General features: G+C 61.7%; 15 protein-coding genes. All 15 read left to right on the top strand.

Annotated elements, in window-relative coordinates; all coding sequences use genetic code 11:
- Window positions 1-66 precede the first annotated feature (66 nt).
- The 15 genes from gyrA (at window position 67) to ACG10_RS06735 (ending at window position 18,894) form a co-directional block, all read left to right on the top strand.
- Window positions 67-2,811, top strand: a complete 2,745-nt coding sequence (gyrA, locus tag ACG10_RS06665) for a DNA gyrase subunit A (RefSeq protein ID WP_089167619.1) — start codon at window positions 67-69, stop codon at window positions 2,809-2,811.
- Window positions 2,812-2,911: 100 nt separating this feature from the next.
- The gene (gene serC / locus ACG10_RS06670) at window positions 2,912-3,997 is read left to right on the top strand and encodes a 3-phosphoserine/phosphohydroxythreonine transaminase (RefSeq protein ID WP_039805185.1); all 1,086 of its coding nucleotides are present in this window, start codon (window positions 2,912-2,914) and stop codon (window positions 3,995-3,997) included.
- Window positions 3,997-5,094, top strand: a complete 1,098-nt coding sequence (gene pheA / locus ACG10_RS06675; protein WP_039805182.1) for a prephenate dehydratase — start codon at window positions 3,997-3,999, stop codon at window positions 5,092-5,094. Before serC ends, pheA begins: the two co-directional genes overlap by 1 nt.
- A gap of 93 nt (window positions 5,095-5,187) precedes the next feature.
- Window positions 5,188-6,300 (top strand): histidinol-phosphate transaminase, encoded by a 1,113-nt coding sequence (gene hisC / locus ACG10_RS06680; protein WP_089167620.1) that lies wholly within the window; start codon window positions 5,188-5,190, stop codon window positions 6,298-6,300.
- A complete protein-coding gene (locus ACG10_RS06685) occupies window positions 6,293-8,551 on the top strand; it encodes a bifunctional prephenate dehydrogenase/3-phosphoshikimate 1-carboxyvinyltransferase (RefSeq protein WP_089167621.1) in 2,259 nt (752 codons plus the stop codon). The genes hisC and ACG10_RS06685 overlap by 8 nt, the downstream gene beginning before the upstream one ends.
- Entirely contained in the window at window positions 8,548-9,237 is a 690-nt protein-coding gene (cmk, locus tag ACG10_RS06690) for a (d)CMP kinase (protein ID WP_089167622.1), read from the top strand. The genes ACG10_RS06685 and cmk overlap by 4 nt, the downstream gene beginning before the upstream one ends.
- A 118-nt stretch (window positions 9,238-9,355) precedes the next feature.
- A complete protein-coding gene (gene rpsA / locus ACG10_RS06695) occupies window positions 9,356-11,035 on the top strand; it encodes a 30S ribosomal protein S1 (protein ID WP_089167623.1) in 1,680 nt (559 codons plus the stop codon).
- Window positions 11,036-11,223: 188 nt separating this feature from the next.
- Window positions 11,224-11,688, top strand: a complete 465-nt coding sequence (locus tag ACG10_RS06700) for an REP-associated tyrosine transposase (RefSeq protein WP_089167624.1) — start codon at window positions 11,224-11,226, stop codon at window positions 11,686-11,688.
- Window positions 11,689-11,907: 219 nt separating this feature from the next.
- Window positions 11,908-12,186, top strand: coding sequence for an integration host factor subunit beta (gene ihfB / locus ACG10_RS06705; RefSeq protein ID WP_012700218.1), 279 nt, complete (start codon window positions 11,908-11,910; stop codon window positions 12,184-12,186).
- 148 nt (window positions 12,187-12,334) lie between these two features.
- A complete protein-coding gene (locus ACG10_RS06710) occupies window positions 12,335-12,634 on the top strand; it encodes a lipopolysaccharide assembly protein LapA domain-containing protein (protein WP_039805170.1) in 300 nt (99 codons plus the stop codon).
- Window positions 12,635-12,861: 227 nt separating this feature from the next.
- Window positions 12,862-13,911, top strand: a complete 1,050-nt coding sequence (locus tag ACG10_RS06715) for an LPS O-antigen chain length determinant protein WzzB (protein ID WP_089167625.1) — start codon at window positions 12,862-12,864, stop codon at window positions 13,909-13,911.
- Window positions 13,912-13,975: 64 nt separating this feature from the next.
- Complete coding sequence (locus ACG10_RS06720; protein WP_089167626.1) at window positions 13,976-15,439, top strand: MBL fold metallo-hydrolase RNA specificity domain-containing protein; 1,464 nt, start codon at window positions 13,976-13,978, stop codon at window positions 15,437-15,439.
- 241 nt (window positions 15,440-15,680) lie between these two features.
- On the top strand, window positions 15,681-16,202 hold the full coding sequence (gene rfaH, locus ACG10_RS06725; protein ID WP_232487196.1) for a transcription/translation regulatory transformer protein RfaH: 522 nt from the start codon (window positions 15,681-15,683) through the stop codon (window positions 16,200-16,202).
- A gap of 125 nt (window positions 16,203-16,327) precedes the next feature.
- Window positions 16,328-17,659 (top strand): flippase, encoded by a 1,332-nt coding sequence (locus tag ACG10_RS06730; protein WP_089167627.1) that lies wholly within the window; start codon window positions 16,328-16,330, stop codon window positions 17,657-17,659.
- The gene (locus ACG10_RS06735) at window positions 17,656-18,894 is read left to right on the top strand and encodes an O-antigen polymerase (RefSeq protein WP_089167628.1); all 1,239 of its coding nucleotides are present in this window, start codon (window positions 17,656-17,658) and stop codon (window positions 18,892-18,894) included. Before ACG10_RS06730 ends, ACG10_RS06735 begins: the two co-directional genes overlap by 4 nt.
- Window positions 18,895-18,930: the final 36 nt, after the last annotated feature.

The raw sequence follows: 18,930 nt of genomic DNA on the forward strand, positions 1-18,930 counted from the left end.
CTCCCCTGTGTTACCATTCCGCGCTTAAACGCAGGACATTGCTGACGTAAAAGGAACCCGGCTTCCATGGGCGAACTGGCCAAAGAAATCCTCCCGGTCAATATCGAAGACGAGCTGAAACAGTCTTACCTCGACTACGCGATGAGCGTGATCGTCGGGCGGGCCCTGCCGGATGCGCGCGACGGCCTGAAGCCTGTACACCGGCGCGTGCTGTTCGCGATGAGCGAGCTGGGCAACGACTGGAACAAGCCGTACAAGAAATCTGCCCGCGTGGTCGGCGATGTCATCGGTAAGTACCACCCGCATGGCGACACCGCGGTATACGACACCATCGTGCGCATGGCTCAGCCGTTCTCCCTGCGCTACATGCTGGTCGACGGCCAGGGCAACTTCGGCTCGGTGGACGGCGACAACGCCGCCGCCATGCGTTACACCGAAGTGCGCATGGCCAGGCTGGCCCACGAGCTGCTCGCCGACCTGGACAAGGAAACCGTCGACTGGGTGCCCAACTACGACGGCACCGAGCAGATTCCGGCGGTCATGCCGACCAGGATCCCCAACCTGCTGGTCAACGGCTCCAGCGGCATCGCCGTGGGCATGGCCACCAACATCCCGCCGCACAACCTTTCCGAGGTGATCGACGGCTGTCTGGCGCTGATCGACAACCCCGAGCTGACCGTCGACGAGCTGATGCAGTACATCCCCGGGCCGGACTTTCCCACCGCAGGGATCATCAACGGCCGTGCCGGGATCATCGAGGCCTACCGGACGGGTAGGGGGCGTATCTACATCCGCGCCCGCGCCGACATCGAGGATATCGACAAGGCCGGCGGCCGCCAGCAGATCGTCATCACCGAGCTGCCCTACCAGCTGAACAAGGCACGGCTGATCGAGAAGATCGCCGAGCTGGTGAAAGAGAAGAAGATCGAGGGCATCACCGAGCTGCGCGACGAGTCCGACAAGGACGGCATGCGCGTGGTCATCGAGCTGCGCCGCGGCGAGGTGCCCGAGGTGGTGCTCAACAACCTCTACGCCCAGACCCAGCTGCAGAGCGTGTTCGGCATCAACGTCGTGGCGCTGGTCGACGGCCAGCCGCGCACCCTGAACCTCAAGGACATGCTCGAGGTGTTCGTCCGCCACCGCCGCGAGGTGGTGACCCGGCGCACCGTCTACGAGCTGCGCAAGGCTCGCGAGCGCGGCCACATCCTCGAGGGCCAGGCGGTCGCGCTGTCCAACATCGACCCGGTGATCGAGCTGATCAAGCGCTCGCCGACCCCGGCCGAGGCCAAGGAGCGACTGGTCGCCACCGGCTGGGAGTCCAGCGCCGTGGAGGCGATGGTCGAGCGGGCCGGCGCCGACGCCTGCCGTCCGGCGGACCTCGATCCGCAGTACGGCCTGCGCGACGGCAAGTACTACCTGTCGCCGGAGCAGGCCCAGGCCATTCTGGATCTGCGCCTGCACCGCCTGACCGGCCTGGAGCACGAGAAGCTGCTCGCCGAGTACCAGGAGATCCTCGCCCAGATCGGCGAGCTGATCCGCATCCTGACCAGCCCCGAACGGCTGCTGGAGGTTATCCGCGAGGAGCTGGAGAAGGTCAGGGCCGAGTTCGGCGACGTGCGGCGCACCGAGATCGTCGCCTCCCAGGTCGACCTGACCATCGCCGACCTGATCACCGAGGAAGAGCGGGTGGTGACCATCTCCCACGGCGGCTATGCGAAGACCCAGCCGCTGGCCGCCTACCAGGCGCAGCGCCGTGGCGGCCGGGGCAAGGCGGCTTCTGGGGTGAAGGAGGAGGACTACATCGAGCACCTCCTGGTAGCCAACAGCCATACCACCCTCCTGCTGTTCTCCAGCAAGGGCAAGGTCTACTGGCTGCGCACCTTCGAGATTCCCGAGGCCTCGCGCACCGCGCGCGGCCGCCCGCTGGTCAACCTGCTGCCGCTGGGCGAGGGCGAGCGGATCACCGCCATGCTGCAGGTCGATCTGGAGGCGCTGCAGCAGAGCGCTGCCGACGAGGAGCTGGAAGACGGCGAGAGCCCGGTGATCGAGGGGGAAGTGGTCGAGGCCGAAGCCGGCGAGGAAGTCGAGGGCCAGACCGCCGAGCTGAACGACGAGCCGACCGGTGCCTACATCTTCATGGCCACCGCCTTCGGCACGGTGAAGAAGGTGCCGCTGGTGCAGTTCAGCCGCCCGCGCAAGGCCGGCCTGATCGCCCTGGATCTGGTCGAGGGCGACACCCTGATCGCCGCCGCCATCACCGACGGCGCCAAGGAGGTCATGCTGTTCTCCGACGCCGGCAAGGTGATCCGTTTCCGCGAGCGCGACGTGCGCACCATGGGCCGCAACGCCCGCGGCGTGCGCGGCATGAGGCTGGGCGAGGGCCAGCAGCTGATTTCCATGCTGATCCCCGAGCGCGGCGCGCAGATCCTCACCGCCTCCGAGCGTGGTTACGGCAAGCGCACTCCGCTGGCCGACTACCCGCGTCGTGGACGCGGTGGCCAGGGGGTGATCGCCATGGTCACCAACGAGCGCAACGGCAGGCTGGTCGGCGCCATCCAGGTGCAGGACGGCGAGGAGATCATGCTGATCTCCGACCAGGGCACCCTGGTGCGCACCCGGGTCGACGAGGTCTCCTCGCTGTCGCGCAACACCCAGGGCGTGACCCTGATCAAGCTGGCCAACGGCGAGCAGCTGGTGGGCCTGGAGCGTGTTCAGGAGCCCTCCGAGGAGGAGGGGCCGGAAGAGGGCGAGGCGTCGCCCGACGAGCAGGCGGCGGAGGTCGAGGCCGCGGCGGGCGACGGCGAGGATTGAGCCGGGGCGGCCTGCCCCGGCGACCGGAAGCTCCGAGGGCGGCGCTTCCGTACAGAGCGTGGGAACGATCAACAACCTGTAGTGCTTGAGAGAGAACGACGTGAGCAAACGCGCCTATAACTTCTGCGCCGGCCCGGCCGCGCTTCCCGAAGCTGTCCTGCTCCGCGCCCAGGCGGAACTCCTCGACTGGCACGGCAAGGGCCTGTCGGTGATGGAGATGAGCCATCGCAGCGACGAGTACGTGGCCATCGCCGAGAAGGCCGAGCAGGACCTGCGCGATCTGCTGGCGATCCCCTCGAACTACAAGGTGTTGTTCCTGCAGGGCGGTGCCAGCCAGCAGTTCGCCGAGATCCCGCTGAACCTGCTGCCCGAGGGCGGCGTCGCCGACTACGTCGACACCGGCATCTGGTCGCGCAAGGCCATGGAGGAGGCCCGCCGCTTCGGCACCGTCAACGTCGCCGCCAGCGCCGAGGCCTACGACTACTTCGCCATCCCCGGGCAGAACGAGTGGCGGCTGTCGAAGAACGCCGCCTACCTGCACTACGCCAGCAACGAGACCATCGGCGGCCTGCAGTTCGACTGGGTGCCGGAGCTCGGCGACGTGCCACTGGTGGTGGACATGTCCTCGGACATCCTCTCCCGGCCGATCGACGTGTCGCAGTTCGGGCTGATCTACGCCGGCGCGCAGAAGAACATCGGCCCCAGCGGCCTGGTGGTGGTGATCGTCCGCGAGGATCTGCTCGGCCGCGCCCGCAGCGCCTGTCCGACCATGCTCGACTACAAGGTCGCCGCCGACAACGGCTCCATGTACAACACCCCGGCGACCTTTTCCTGGTATCTGTCCGGGCTGGTCTTCGAGTGGCTGAAGGAGCAGGGTGGCGTCGAGGTCATGGCGCAGTGCAACCATGCCAAGAAGGAGCTGCTCTACGGCTTCATCGACGCCAGCGATTTCTACACCAACCCGATTTCCACCAACGCCCGCTCCTGGATGAACGTGCCGTTCCGCCTGGCCGACGAGAAGCTGGACAAGGCCTTCCTTGCCGGCGCCGAGGCGCGCGGCCTGCTCAACCTCAAGGGGCACCGCTCGGTCGGCGGCATGCGCGCCTCGATCTACAACGCGCTCGGCCTGGGCGCGGTCGAGGCCTTGGTGGCCTACATGGCCGAATTCGAGAAGGAGCACGGCTGATGGGCGATCAGGATCAGCTCAAGGCCCTGCGCGTGCGCATCGACAACCTCGACGAGAAGCTCCTCGAGCTGATCAGCGAGCGCGCGCGCTGCGCCGAAGAGGTGGCGCGGGTGAAGATGGCGGCGCTCAAGCCCGGCGAGGCGGCGGTGTTCTACCGGCCCGAGCGCGAGGCCTGGGTGCTCAGGCACATCATGGAGATCAACAAGGGGCCGCTGGGCAACGAGGAGGTCGCCCGGCTGTTCCGCGAGATCATGTCGTCCTGCCTGGCCCTCGAGCATCCGCTCAAGGTTGCCTACCTCGGCCCGGAAGGCACCTTCACCCAGGCTGCCGCACTCAAGCACTTCGGCCACGCGGTGATCAGCACGCCGATGGCGGCGATCGACGAGGTGTTCCGCGAGGTGGTCGCCGGGGCGGTCAACTTCGGCGTGGTGCCGGTGGAAAACTCCACCGAGGGCGCGGTCAACCACACCCTGGACAGCTTCCTCGAGCACGATCTGGTGATCTGCGGCGAGGTGGAGCTGCGCATCCATCACCATCTGCTGGTCGGCGAGAATACCCGGACCGACGGCATCACCCGCATCTACTCCCATGCCCAGTCGCTGGCCCAGTGCCGCAAGTGGCTGGATGCGCACTACCCGAACGTCGAGCGCGTGGCGGTGGCCAGCAATGCCGACGCCGCCCGGCGGGTGAAGAGCGAGTGGAATTCGGCGGCCATCGCCGGCGACATGGCGGCCCAGCTCTACGGCCTGAGCAGGCTCGCCGAGAAGATCGAGGACCGTCCGGACAACTCCACGCGCTTTCTCATCATCGGCAACCAGGAAGTGCCGCCGACCGGCGACGACAAGACCTCGATCATCGTCTCGATGAGCAACAAGCCCGGGGCCCTGCACGAACTCCTGGTGCCCTTCCACGAGAACGGCATCGACCTGACCCGCATCGAGACCCGTCCGTCGCGCAGCGGCAAATGGACCTACGTGTTCTTCATCGACTTCGTCGGCCACCGCCACGACCCGCTGGTCAAGAGCGTGCTGGAGCGGCTCAGCCAGGAGGCCGTGGCGCTCAAGGTGCTCGGCTCCTATCCCAAGGCAGTACTGTGATTGCGGCGGCTGCACGCGACCGGAGGCAAGCCGCCAGCGCAGCGCTGCCCGGCCTGCCCGGTGGCTTGCAGCTTCACGCTTGAGGCTTGATTCATGACCTGTGATTTCCTCGCCCTGGCCGTGCCGGGCGTGCAGAAGCTGTCTCCCTATGTGCCGGGCAAGCCGGTGGACGAGCTGGCGCGCGAGCTGAACCTCGACCCGGCCGGCATCGTCAAGCTGGCCAGCAACGAGAACCCGCTCGGGCCGAGCCCCAGGGTACTGGAGGCGATCCGTGGCGAGCTAGCGGAGCTGACCCGCTATCCCGACGGCAGCGGCTTCGAGCTCAAGGCCAGGCTGGTCGAGCGCTGCGGCGTGACGCCGGCACAGATCACCCTGGGCAACGGCTCCAACGACATTCTCGACCTGGTCGCCCGCGCCTGGCTGGCGCCGGGGCTCAATGCGGTGTTCAGCGAGCACGCCTTCGCCGTCTACCCGATCGCCACCCAGGCGGTGGGCGCCGAGGGGCGGGTGGTGCCGGCGAAGGACTACGGCCATGACCTGGAGGCGATGCTCGCCGCCATCGATGCCGACACCCGCGTGGTGTTCCTCGCCAACCCGAACAACCCGACCGGCACCTGGTTCGGTCCGGACGCCCTGGAGCGCTTCCTTGCCCGGGTGCCGGAGCGCGTGCTGGTGGTCCTCGACGAGGCCTACATCGAATACGCCTCGGGCGACGACTTGCCCGACGGGCTCCAATATCTGGCCCGTTACCCGAACCTGCTGGTTTCGCGCACCTTCTCCAAGGCTTACGGCCTGGCCGCCCTGCGTGTCGGCTATGCGCTGTCCACGCCGGAGGTGGCGGCCGTGCTGAACCGCGTGCGCCAGCCGTTCAACGTCAACAGCCTGGCCCTGGCCGCCGCCTGCGCCGCGCTGGAGGATGCCGAGTATCTGGCCGAAGGCCGGCGCATCAACGATGCGGGCATGGCCCAGCTGGAGACGGGGCTGGGCGAGCTCGGCCTGTCCTGGATTCCCAGCAGGGGCAACTTCGTCGCCGTCGACTTCGGCCGCGACGCTGCGCCGATCAACGCGGCGCTGCTGCGCGAGGGCGTCATCGTGCGCCCGGTGGCCGGCTACGGGATGCCGACCTTTCTGCGGGTGTCCATCGGGCTACCGGAAGAGAATGCCTGCTTCCTGGCAGCGCTGAAGAAGGTCCTCGCCAGTGTCTGAGCATGCATTCACGCCTGTCACCACGCTGCAACGGGGAGAGCCCAGGATTGGCCGTCTGGTCGTGGTGGGGCTGGGGCTGATCGGTGGCTCCTTCGCCAAGGGCGTCCGCGAGCGCGGCCTGTGCCGCGAGGTGGTCGGGGTGGATCTCGACCCGCAAGCCCGCCAGTTGGCCGTCGAGCAGGGCGTCGTCGACCGCTGCGAGGAGGACCTGGCGGCTGCCTGTCGCGATGCCCAGGTGATCCAACTGGCCGTCCCCATTCTGGCCATGGAGAAGCTGCTCGGCATGCTCGCCGGGCTCGACCTAGGCAGCGTCATCATTACCGACGTCGGCAGCGCCAAGGGGCATGTGTTGCGGGCGGCGCGGCGGGCCTTCGCCGGCCGGCCGCTGTGCTTCGTGCCCGGCCATCCGATCGCCGGCTCCGAGCGCAGCGGCGTGGAGGCGGCCGACAGCGAACTGTTCCGTCACCACAAGGTCATCCTGACACCGGTGCAGGAAAGCGATCCCGAGGCGCTGGCGCTGGTTGGCGGGCTCTGGCGGGAACTCGGTGCGGTGGTCGAACACATGGCCGTCGAGCGCCACGACGAGGTGCTCGCCGCCACCAGCCATCTGCCGCACCTGCTGGCCTTCGGCCTGGTGGACTCGCTGGCCAAGCGCAGCGAGAACCTGGAGATCTTTCGCTATGCCGCCGGCGGTTTCCGCGATTTCACGCGGATCGCCGGCAGCGATCCGGTGATGTGGCACGACATCTTCCTCGCCAACCGCGAGGCGGTGCTGCGCACCCTCGATGTCTTTCGCAGCGACCTCGACGCCCTGCGCGCCGCGGTCGATGCAGGGGACGGGCATCAACTGCTGGGCGTGTTCACCCGCGCCCGCGTCGCCCGTGAGCATTTCAGCAAGATACTGGCCCGCCGGGCCTATGTGGATGCCATGCACGATAACGACCTGATCTACCTGGCCCTGCCGGGCGGTCATGCCCGCGGACACATCCGTGTTCCCGGCGACAAATCCATCTCCCACCGCTCGATCATGCTCGGCTCGCTGGCCGAAGGCACGACCGAAGTGGAAGGTTTTCTCGAGGGCGAGGACGCCCTCGCCACCCTCCAGGCGTTCCGCGACATGGGCGTGGTTATCGAGGGACCGCACCATGGCCGGGTGACCATCCATGGGGTCGGCCTGCACGGTCTGAAGGCGCCGCCCGGACCGCTGTACCTGGGCAACTCGGGCACCTCCATGCGCCTGCTGTCGGGCCTGCTCGCCGCCCAGCCGTTCGACACCGTGCTGACCGGCGATACCTCGCTCTCCAAGCGGCCGATGAATCGTGTGGCCAAACCCCTGCGCGAGATGGGCGCGGAGATCGAGACCGGGCCGGAAGGCCGTCCGCCGATGACCATCAAGGGCGGCCGCAAGCTCACCGGCATGCATTACCAGATGCCCATGGCCAGCGCCCAGGTGAAGTCCTGCCTGCTGCTCGCCGGCCTCTATGCCGGCGGCGAAACCTCGGTCGGCGAGCCGGCACCGACCCGCGACCATACCGAGCGCATGCTGCGCGGCTTCGGTTATCCGGTAAAGGTCGAGGGCAGCAAGGTCACCGTCGAGTCCGGCCACAAGCTGAAGGCGACCCAGATCGAGGTACCGGCGGACATTTCCTCGGCGACCTTCTTCCTGGTGGCGGCGAGCATTGCCGAAGACTCCGAACTGCTGCTCGAGCACGTCGGCATCAACCCGACCCGCACCGGGGCGATCGAGATCCTCAAGCTGATGGGCGCCGACATCGTTCTGGAGAACCCGCGCGAGGTGGGCGGCGAGCCGGTCGCCGACATTCGCGTGCGTTCGGCCCGCCTCAAGGGCATCGAGATCCCCCTGGAACTGGTGCCGCTGGCGATCGACGAGTTCCCCGTGCTGTTCGTCGCCGCGGCCTGCGCCGAAGGGCGCACCGTGCTGCGCGGCGCCGAGGAGCTGCGGGTCAAGGAATCCGACCGCATCCAGGTGATGGCCGACGGCTTGCAGGCGCTCGGCGTCAAGGCCGAGCCGACTCCGGACGGCATCGCCATCGAGGGTGGCCCGATCGGCGGGGGAGAGGTCTACAGTCACGGCGACCATCGCATCGCCATGTCCTTCGGCATCGCCTCGCTGCGCGCCAGCGCGCCGATCCGCATCCACGACTGCGCCAATGTGGCCACCTCCTTCCCCAATTTCGTCGCCCTGGCCAAGCACGTCGGCATTCGCGTGGACGAGGAGGGTGAGTCATGAGCGCTCGCCCGGTCGTGATCACCATCGACGGTCCCAGCGGCTCCGGCAAGGGGACTGTGGCCGGCCTGCTGGCCAGGAAGCTCGGCTGGAACCTGCTCGACTCGGGAGCGCTCTACCGCCTGCTCGCCTTCGCTGCGCGCAACCATGGCGTGGACCTGACCAACGAGGAGGCGCTCAAGGTGCTGGCCGCCCACCTGGACGTGCAGTTCGTCACCTCCACCGAGCAGCGGCCGCAGCAGATCATTCTCGAGGGCGAAGACGTCACCGACGCCATCCGCAACGAGCAGGTCGGCGCCGGGGCTTCCCAGGTCGCCTCGCTGCCGGCCGTGCGCGAGGCCCTGCTGCAGCGCCAGCACGCCTTCCTCGAGCCGCCGGGCCTGGTGGCCGACGGTCGGGACATGGGCACCGTGGTCTTTCCGGGCGCGCCGCTGAAGGTCTTCCTCACCGCCAGGCCCGAGGAGCGGGCGCGTCGCCGCTACCAGCAGTTGAAGGACAGTGGTGTCGATGCTAATCTGTCTAGTCTACTGGGCGAGATCAGCAAGCGTGACGAGCGCGACAGCAAGCGTAGCGTTGCCCCGCTCAAGGCTGCGCCAGACGCGATCTGTCTGGACTCCACCGAACTCTCGATCGAGCAGGTGGTGGAACGCATCATGGGTGAAATCGCCGCGCGTGATCTCGCCGGATGATGATACAGAAGGACCGCAGAAAACCAGGCCTTGTACTGCGGCCTCTTTAAAAAAACGAACCCACATTGTCTGGAATGTGGAGATGGGCGGTTAACCGCCCCAATCGACAGGAATCAACATGAGCGAAAGCTTTGCAGAACTTTTTGAAGAAAGCCTGAAATCCCTCGACATGCAACCCGGTGCCATCATCACCGGCATCGTGGTCGACATCGACGGTGACTGGGTTACCGTGCATGCCGGCCTGAAGTCCGAGGGCGTCATCCCGGTCGAACAGTTCTACAACGAGCAGGGCGAGCTGACCATCAAGGTGGGTGACGAGGTCCACGTCGCGCTGGACGCAGTGGAAGACGGCTTCGGTGAAACCAAGCTGTCCCGCGAAAAAGCCAAGCGCGCCGAGTGCTGGATTGTTCTGGAAGCGGCTTTCGCGGCAGAAGAAGTTGTCAAAGGCGTCATCAACGGCAAGGTCAAGGGCGGCTTCACCGTCGACATCAACGGCATCCGTGCGTTCCTGCCGGGTTCCTTGGTCGACGTCCGTCCGGTGCGCGACACCACCCACCTGGAAGGCAAAGAGCTCGAGTTCAAGGTCATCAAGCTTGACCAGAAGCGCAACAACGTTGTCGTTTCCCGTCGCAGCGTGCTGGAAGCCGAGAACAGTGCCGAGCGCGAAGCCCTGCTGGAATCCCTGCAGGAAGGCCAGCAGGTCAAGGGTATCGTCAAGAACCTCACCGACTACGGCGCGTTCGTCGACCTGGGCGGGGTGGACGGCCTGTTGCACATCACCGACATGGCCTGGAAGCGCATCAAGCATCCGTCCGAGATCGTCAACGTCGGCGACGAGATCGAAGTCAAGGTGCTCAAGTTCGACCGCGAGCGCAACCGCGTCTCCCTGGGTCTGAAGCAACTGGGCGAGGACCCGTGGGTCGCCATCAAGGCCCGTTATCCGGAAAGCACCCGCGTCATGGCCCGCGTTACCAACCTCACCGACTACGGCTGCTTCGCCGAGCTGGAAGAGGGTGTGGAAGGCCTGGTGCACGTTTCCGAGATGGACTGGACCAACAAGAACATCCACCCGTCGAAGGTCGTTCAGGTCGGCGACGAAGTGGAAGTCATGGTGCTGGACATCGACGAGGAACGTCGCCGTATCTCCTTGGGCATCAAGCAGTGCAAGTCCAATCCCTGGGAAGATTTCTCCAGCCACTACAACAAGGGCGACCGCATCTCCGGCACCATCAAGTCGATCACCGATTTCGGTATCTTCATCGGTCTGGAAGGCGGCATCGACGGTCTGGTCCACCTGTCCGACATCTCCTGGAACGAGCAGGGCGAGGAAGCCGTGCGCCGCTTCAAGAAGGGCGACGAGCTGGAAACCGTCATCCTCTCCGTCGATCCGGAGCGCGAGCGCATCTCCCTGGGCATCAAGCAGCTGGCTGACGATCCGTTCTCCAACTATGCCTCCCTCAACGAGAAGGGCAGCATCGTGCGCGGCACCGTGAAGGAAGTCGACGCCAAGGGCGCGGTCATCGACCTGGGCAACGACATCGAAGCCGTGCTGAAGGCCTCCGAAGTCAGCCGCGATCGCGTCGAAGACGCCCGCAACGTGCTGAAGGAAGGCGACGAGGTCGAAGCCAAGATCATCAGCATCGACCGCAAGAGCCGTGTCATCAGCCTGTCGATCAAGGCCAAGGATGTGGACGACGAGAAGGACGCCATCAAGGAACTGCGCAAGCAGGAAACCGAGGCGCCCGGTCCGACCACCATTGGCGACCTGATCCGCGCTCAGATGGGCAACCAGAGCTGAGTTCGGTGACGCGTTGAACAAAAAAGGGCGACTTCGGTCGCCCTTTTTCGTTATGGGCCGCAGGCCTGCTGGGAAACGTCCCGGACTGTAGGAGCGAATTTATTCGCGATCGGAAATGCACAGAGTAGCGGCCAATCGCGGATAAATCCGCTCCTACAAGATTCACCAATTCCAGACGAGGCACCGGAATGCCAAACACCACAGCCCCTCACGCCACCAATCTGCGGCGCGGGCGCTTTTCCGAGTTTGGGCGTACCTACCTGATTACCACCGCCACCCATGGACGGAGGCCGATCTTCCGTAACTTCAGAGCCGGCCGCTTGCTGGTCAACGAAATGCGTTTAAGCGAGCAGAATAACCTGGTCGAATCGCTTGCCTGGGGGATCATGCCGGACCATCTGCACTGGCTGCTGGTGCTGCGCGATGGCTCGTTGGCCAACCTGCTGAAGCGGATCAAGGCTCGTAGTACCCAGGCTATCAACCGGGAACTCCATTGGCGCGGCCAGCTCTGGCAGCGTGGCTACCATGATCGTGCCATGCGCAGGAATGACGATCTGCAGGCCATGGCCCGCTACATCGTCGCCAACCCGCTGCGTGCCCGAATAAGCTCAAGACTGGTGGATTACCCCTTATGGGATGCCGTGTGGCTTTGACACGGCTCCTGTAAGAGCAGATATATCTGCGGCCATCGGCAAGTACCAGAGCATCGCGAATAAATTCGCTCCTACACGCCAACGGCAACCGCGCTGCCGTCCAGACTCCTTCCTTAATTTGCCGGCTCGCTGCCGCTTCAGGCTGTTCAAACTCTGTTCAGCATGCTAAAAACCAAGCAATCCATTTTGATCTAGCCGCTTGAAAACGAAGGGAAAACCATGACCAAGTCGGAGTTGATCGAGCGCATCGTCACCCAGCAGGGCCAGCTTTCTGCAAAGGATGTGGAGTTGGCCATCAAGACCATGCTGGAGCAGATGTCGCAGGCTCTGGCCACCGGGGATCGTATCGAAATTCGCGGTTTCGGCAGCTTCTCGCTGCACTACCGGGCGCCGCGTGTCGGGCGCAACCCGAAAACCGGGCAGACCGTTCGCCTCGATGGCAAGTTCGTGCCGCATTTCAAGCCCGGCAAGGAACTGCGCGATCGCGTCAATGAATGAAATGACTATGTCCTGCTCGAATGTCGGGACGGTACACTGAGCGCCTTCGGAGCTGGCTCGTCCGCACGGCGGACCTTTGTATTGCCCCTTGCAATGGCCCGTCCGGATAGAGCGAACGAAAGTGTAGTCATCACGAGAGAATTGCTTAATGCGCCACTTCAAACGAATCTTGCTGGGACTGATCCTGCTGCTGGTAGCCGCCGCCACGCTGGTGTTCGTACTGGAAAATCGCCAGGTCGCGACGCTGGTGCTCTTTGGCTGGACTACGCCGCAACTGCCGATGGCCGTCTTCGTTTCCGCCGCCCTGCTGCTGGGCCTGCTGGCCTCGCCGCTGCTGGGAATGATGTTCTACGGTCGCCTGAGGATGCAGCTGGCTTCTCGTCAGCGCCAACTGGTGGAGTGCCAGAAAGAGCTGGCTCGCTTGACCAAGCAGCCGGCGGCGGAATAGCCGAAATAACCTTTCCTTTCCGGCTACCTCGAGCGAGATGGCAGGGTTTGTGACGTACTTCCGGTATTTGAGTTCATGGCCTTCCGGTCGACTACCGTTACGCCCTGTCAAGGCTTGTAATCCTCTTTCCGCTCGGCACAATTCGCGCCCCTGACTTCTTTGTCCCGTGGGGATGGATGAGTCCCTATACTTCTTTCTTTTTCCGAACCACCGGTGGATCAGCTCAAATGGACGAGCCCCTTGTACGCCGCGCTCCGCAGAGTGATGAAATCGATCTGATCGAACTCTTCCGGGCGCTCTGGAGCCAGAAATGGCTCATTGTCTTGGTAACTGTCTTGGTGACTGCCTGTGCGGCTGCCTACGCTTTTCTGGCCAAGCCTGTCTATCAGGCAAGGGTGGCTGTGTTTCCGCCCTCGCTCAGCGATATTGCGCCGTTCAACTTTGTGCGCAATGCCGAGATCGGCCTCGAGCCCCTCACCACCGAGGGCGTTTATGCGGTCTTCACCCGCAACCTGCAATCCGACGAGGCCCGCCGCAGTTTCTTCTACGAGGTCTACCTGCCCTCCCTGCCTGAGGATGAGCGCAACGACTCCCAGGACGATCTTTATGAGCGTTTCTCCGAAGACCTGAGCATCAAGACGCCAGGCAAGGATCAACCCGACCGCTACGAGCTCTTCGTCGAGCGCAAGGATCCGGCGCAGGCCGCCGACTGGGCCAGGCTGTATCTCGAGCGGGTGGCTCGGGAATCGCTGCAGCAGATGCGGGAAAATGCCCGCAGCGAGATTCTCGTGAGGGGGCGGACCGTTCAACAGCAGATCGATACCCTGCGCGAAGCGGCCCGCAATCGCCGGGACGACCGCATCGTTCGGCTCAAGGAGGCCCTGGCCGTGGCCGATGCCTTGAAGCTGGAGGATCCGCCGGTCGTTACCGGTCAGGAGGCAGGGCAGCTTTCCTCCATCATGGACGGCAGCCTGATGTACATGCGCGGTGCCAAGGCGCTGCGGGCGGAAATTCAATCTTTGGAAACCCGCGAGTCGGACGATCCCTTCATCGGCGAGCTGCGCAACCTCCAGGAAAAATACAACCTCTACGCCGGCTTGAAGATCGATGCGGAGAGGGGCGCGGTATTCCGCCAGGATGGCAGCATCGTGACACCGGATGAACCGATCAAGCCCAAGAAGCTTCTGATTCTGGCTCTGGGTGTGGTGCTGGGTGGCATGCTGGGCCTCTTCATCGCCCTGGTTCGCGCCATGCTGAAGAAACGATCTGCCAACTGAGTCGGACCAGTCCTGTTGCGCCCGGACGCAGGCGGCCGGGAACCTAGAGCTGAAGAGTCGAGCGATGCCCTACCCGGAGATTCTCCATCACGGTGCCACCCACGGCGTCACCGGCTCCTGCCATCAGCTGCTCATGGATGCGCAGCACAGCCTGCTGATCGATTGCGGCCTGTTCCAGGGAGCGGAGACCTCCGCCGATGGACGAGGCGGGGCAGCCAGTCTTCCCATCGGTTTTCCGCTGGATACCGTCAAGGCATTGATTGCGACCCATGTGCACATCGACCATGTCGGGCGGATTCCCTATCTGCTGGCGGCCGGCTTCAAGGGGCCGATCCTCTGCAGCGAGCCTTCGGCCAGGCTGCTGCCCATCGTCCTGGAGGATGCCTTCAAACTGGGTGTGAGCGGCGACCAGCAGCAGGTGGAGCGCTATCTCAGGCTGATCGGGCAACGCCTGGTCGCCTTGCCCTACAGGCACTGGTTTACCCTGGCGGACACTCCGGCGCTGCTTTGCAAGGTTCGCCTGCAGCGAGCCGGGCACATTCTCGGCTCGGCCTATGTGGAGGTCGATCTCCATTACCGCCATACCGGCCAGAAGCGCCGTATCCTGTTCTCCGGCGATCTGGGCGCCCCCCATGCGCCGCTGCTGCCGGCGCCCCAGCCGCCTTACCGGGCCGATACCCTGGTTATCGAGAGCACCTACGGCGACCGTCTGCACGAAGATCGCCGCAGTCGCCGGCAGCGCCTCGAGGCGGTCATCGAACAGGCCCTGGCCGACCGGGGAAGCGTGCTGATTCCGGCCTTCAGCGTCGGCCGCACCCAGGAACTGCTCTACGAGCTGGAAGACATCATCCACCGCAAGACTCGGTCTCGTCCGGCGGGAAACAGTGGGGGATACCCCCTTCCCGGAAACGCCTCCGGGCAGACCGACTGGCCGCAGCTGCCCATCATCCTCGATTCTCCACTGGCCAGCCGTTTCACCCAGGCCTATCGCGAATTGCAGCCTTTCTGTGACCAGGAAGCCATCAAGCGGGTAAAGTCCGGGCGCTGGCCGCTGGGCTTCGAGCAACTGATCACCGTGGAGAGCCATGCCGACCACCTGCGCATGGTCGGGCATCTGGCAAGCACGGCACGCCCGGCCATCGTTGTCGCCGGCAGTGGCATGTGTACCAGTGGACGCATCGTCAACTACCTGAAGGCCATGCTGGGGGATCGTCGGCACAATGTGCTCTTCGTCGGCTACCAGGCCATGGGTACGCCCGGACATGCTATCCAGAAATATGGGCCGCGGGGCGGCTACGTCGATCTGGAGGGCGAGCGCTTCGAGATACGGGCCGGTATTGCCACCCTGGGCGGCTATTCGGCCCATGCCGATCGGCAGGGGCTGGTGAGTTTCATCACCCGCATGCGCGAATGGCCGGACGAGATACGTCTTGTCCATGGCGAGGCCGACGCCAAGCGTGTGCTGGCTGCCGAATTGCAGCGGAGATATGAGCAAAGACAGAAGAGGGTGAACATCATCACCCCGTGAAGGCGATGGTAAAGGATAGAGCGATCGACAAATCAATCGCAGGACGGACGTAGGAGCGAATTCATTCGCGATGGTCTTGGGCGGCGGCACTGCCCCGAAACCCGTCAGCAGATCCGCTTGGTATCGGAAGTGTTGCCAGACGTGCAAACGAAGTCCATTGGCGCGTAACCAGGGACGTTGAGTAAATCGGAAAAGCTTCCTGCGATGGCCGTGGCCAAGTCAGGAGCAAGGTGACACGGAAATGAACATCCGCACTGCGAACGACGCATCCGGCATGCGCAAGGGCAAGGCGTGGTATCTCGTGCAGTGCAAACCTCGCCAGGACGAACGGGCCGAAGAAAATCTGGACCGCCAAGGATACGAATACTTTCGTCCGCTGTGCCGGCGAGAGCGTCTGGTGCGTGGCACCCTGCAGGTCCAGAGCGAGTCGCTGTTTCCAGGCTATCTGTTCATTCGGCTGGCAGCCGATGCCAACTGGGCCCCGCTGCGCTCGACGCGCGGTGTCAGTCGTCTGGTCGGCTTTGGCGGCATGCCGTTGTCCATCGCCGACGAACTGATTGCCGAACTGCAGCGGCGTGTCCAGCCGGCACCGCAACCGGTTCTGCAACCCGGCGACAGGGTCTGTATCACCACGGGAAGCTTCGCGGAGCTGGATGCCATCTTCCTGGCGATGGATGGCGAAGAGCGCGTCGTCCTGCTGATGAGCCTGCTTCACCGCGAACACCGGCTGAGCCTGCCGCTGGAAAGCATACGCAAATACTGACAATCCTCACGCCCGGGCGCAGCGATGCTGTGCCCGGGCGTGTCTACATCATGGCTTTCGCGTTCTCAGGAAACCGACGGTAAATCCTGGGGCGGTAGCGTGTTTAAAGAAAAAGAGAAAAGACGGTGGAGGTTCCAGCGCTTCCGTTGAGGCATGATGCGGAGCCCAAGCCGTTTGAAGGGGAACTAGTGAAGAAGAAAATGGTGTGGGTTTTTGCAAGCAATTTTCTACCGCTTGCGATTGGGGTTTATTCGATACCGTTGATGGTAGATCAGTTCGGCAATGAGCTTTTTGGCTTTCTGACCATATTGTGGGTATTTGTTGGCTACTTTTCATTATTCGATTTCGGCATTGGCAGAGCTTTGACTCAAAGTATAGCTCATGCAAATTTTGCTGGGGATGAAGTTGCTCTGAATAAGCTGTATTCGACTGGTATGACTCTGGTCGTTATTGCGGGAGTTGTTGCCGGTGTTGTTGTATATTTTTCTGCCGGGTATCTGAGTTATGATGTTTTCAAGTTGGACAAGAGCCTTCAGGGCATAGCGGAATCATCACTTGAAGTCACTGGGGTGGCTGTTGTTTTTACGGTATGGGCTACGGGTCTGAGAGGAGTCCTGGAAGGGTTTGAGCGATTTAAGATTGTATCGGTAGGGAGAATTCCTCTTGGGGTCTGGATGTTTGTCGGGCCTTTGATTTTCTTTCATGTTTGGGGTGACTTCGTCTATGCGGTCGCCTCTCTCGCCTTGGCCAGATTGCTGCTCTGTCTTTATTATTTTTTGTATGCAGGCAGGATGGTTTCCTATTCGCTCGGAAGTTTTTGCAAGGCCACTATGTCCAGGTTGCTGAGGTTTGGAGGCTGGATGACCCTCTCCAACGCAATCAGTCCGGTAATGGTCTATTTCGACCGGTTTTTCATCGGTTCGCTCATTTCAGTAGGAGTTGTTTCTTTTTATACAACGCCATACGAAATGGCCACCAAACTGCTCCTGGTGCCGGCCTCCATCGGGACGGTGCTCTTTCCTAGAATCAGTGCATTGTTAGGCAAGTCTGATTTTTCAGAGGTTTCCAGGCTTCAAGGACTGTCTTATTTGCTTAATGCTGCGCTGATTGTTCCGGCGCTGCTCGTTATCTATTTCTTCGGCGAGGCCATTTTGGATGTTTGGCTAGGGGCGGAGTATGCTCGAAAAAGCTATGTTGTTTTCTGGGTCATTGTGCTGGGCGTGCTTGCCAATTCTTTGGCTAGTGTGCCTTACAATATTATACAAGCGGCGGGTGGGTCAAAGGTTACTGCAATATTGCATGTTGTAGAAGCTCCTTTCTATCTGGGGCTTATATTTTATGTAATGGAGCATGGTTTTGGTATTGAGGGAGTTGCTTGGGTTTGGGTGGCGAGGTGTGTCATGGATTGGTTGGCACTCGAAATTTTGCGAAGGAAGTTTGTGAGATACAGTAAATGAATAGTGTGCTTGCTCGGCCGTGGTTTGCTTTCTTCTTGGGATTCGTTTTTCCTTATCTTTTGACCAAAATTGATTTTGTTTCTACGGTTGGGGGTATGTCTGAGGAAACGGAGGCGTTAATACATCTCTCTATTTTTGCTTATTCTTTGGGGTTGCTGTTTTGTCTTGGTTTACGCTCTTGTTTGGCTGGCTTCGTGCTGCGTAAGTCCTTGGTGGTCAATGTTTATATTCGGCAATTGACCTTTCTTTATGTTTTTTTATTTGCATGGTTTGCTTTGGGGGTTTTGTGTCTTTTTTATGAGTTTTATTCAATGGGAGCGATACCGCTATTTTCAGGGGATGTAGAAGAGCTTCGGTTTAAGCTGCAGGTTAGTGGGGCTGTTCACCTTATTGCAATATCTTTGGGGATTGTTTCGACTTTGTTTCTGGTTTCTACCTCATTTCTGGTTGGTTGGCGGAAGCTGGTTTTTATATTTTTTGGTCTGATGGGTTTTGGTTTCTTGGCTCTAACGGGGAATCGATCGGACTCAATGCTGTGCATGGTTGTTACCTTTTTGTATTTTTTGTTTTCCAGAAAGAGTGTCTTTGGGGTTAAGTTTTTTGTTATTGCCTTCTTGATGTTGTCAGGATTTGTATTGGTAAAGTTTTACAGGGAGGTTTCTTATGGTGTCGATTATTTGGAAATGATAGAGGAGCAGTTAACTGGAGAGTCGTCCTTTTTAAAGTTTCTGCTGTATCCGCTATATATGACTTTGACCTATGGATATATGATTCTTGATCGGTTGGTTAATGCGGGGGTTGAGGCTGTCGAAGGAGGGCGTTATACGTTTTATGCTTTCTATTCATTGCTGCCTGGTGCTCAGGTTGATTTTGGGACATTTAAAAATGAGGTGCTTGGAATAGATTTCTATGCGGAGCTAACGTCTACGGTTGTGTCGAACTTTTATGTGGACTTTGGGTCTGCAGGTGTATTTGTTGGCGTCTTTCTTTTGGCTGTGCTTTTAGGGTGGGCTTATGGGAAGGCCAAGCAAGATAGAAGGTTTATATTGCTTTATGCGCTTTTGTATTTTCATACTTTGATTTATTTTTACATGTATATATATGTTTTGTTTATTGCCTTTATTCATGTGCTTGTCTACTTTTTTTATTGTAAGTTTTTTCTCGGAGTTGAGGTGCTGGGTGAGAGATTATCAAGTGATGTTTGTTGCTCTGCTGGGTTAGTGCAAGGTGAGTAAGTAATTGAATTGGTACTCATGCTGGGAATTGTTCAA

The organism is Azotobacter chroococcum (assembly GCF_002220155.1).
Classification (GTDB): Bacteria; Pseudomonadota; Gammaproteobacteria; order Pseudomonadales; family Pseudomonadaceae; genus Azotobacter; species Azotobacter chroococcum.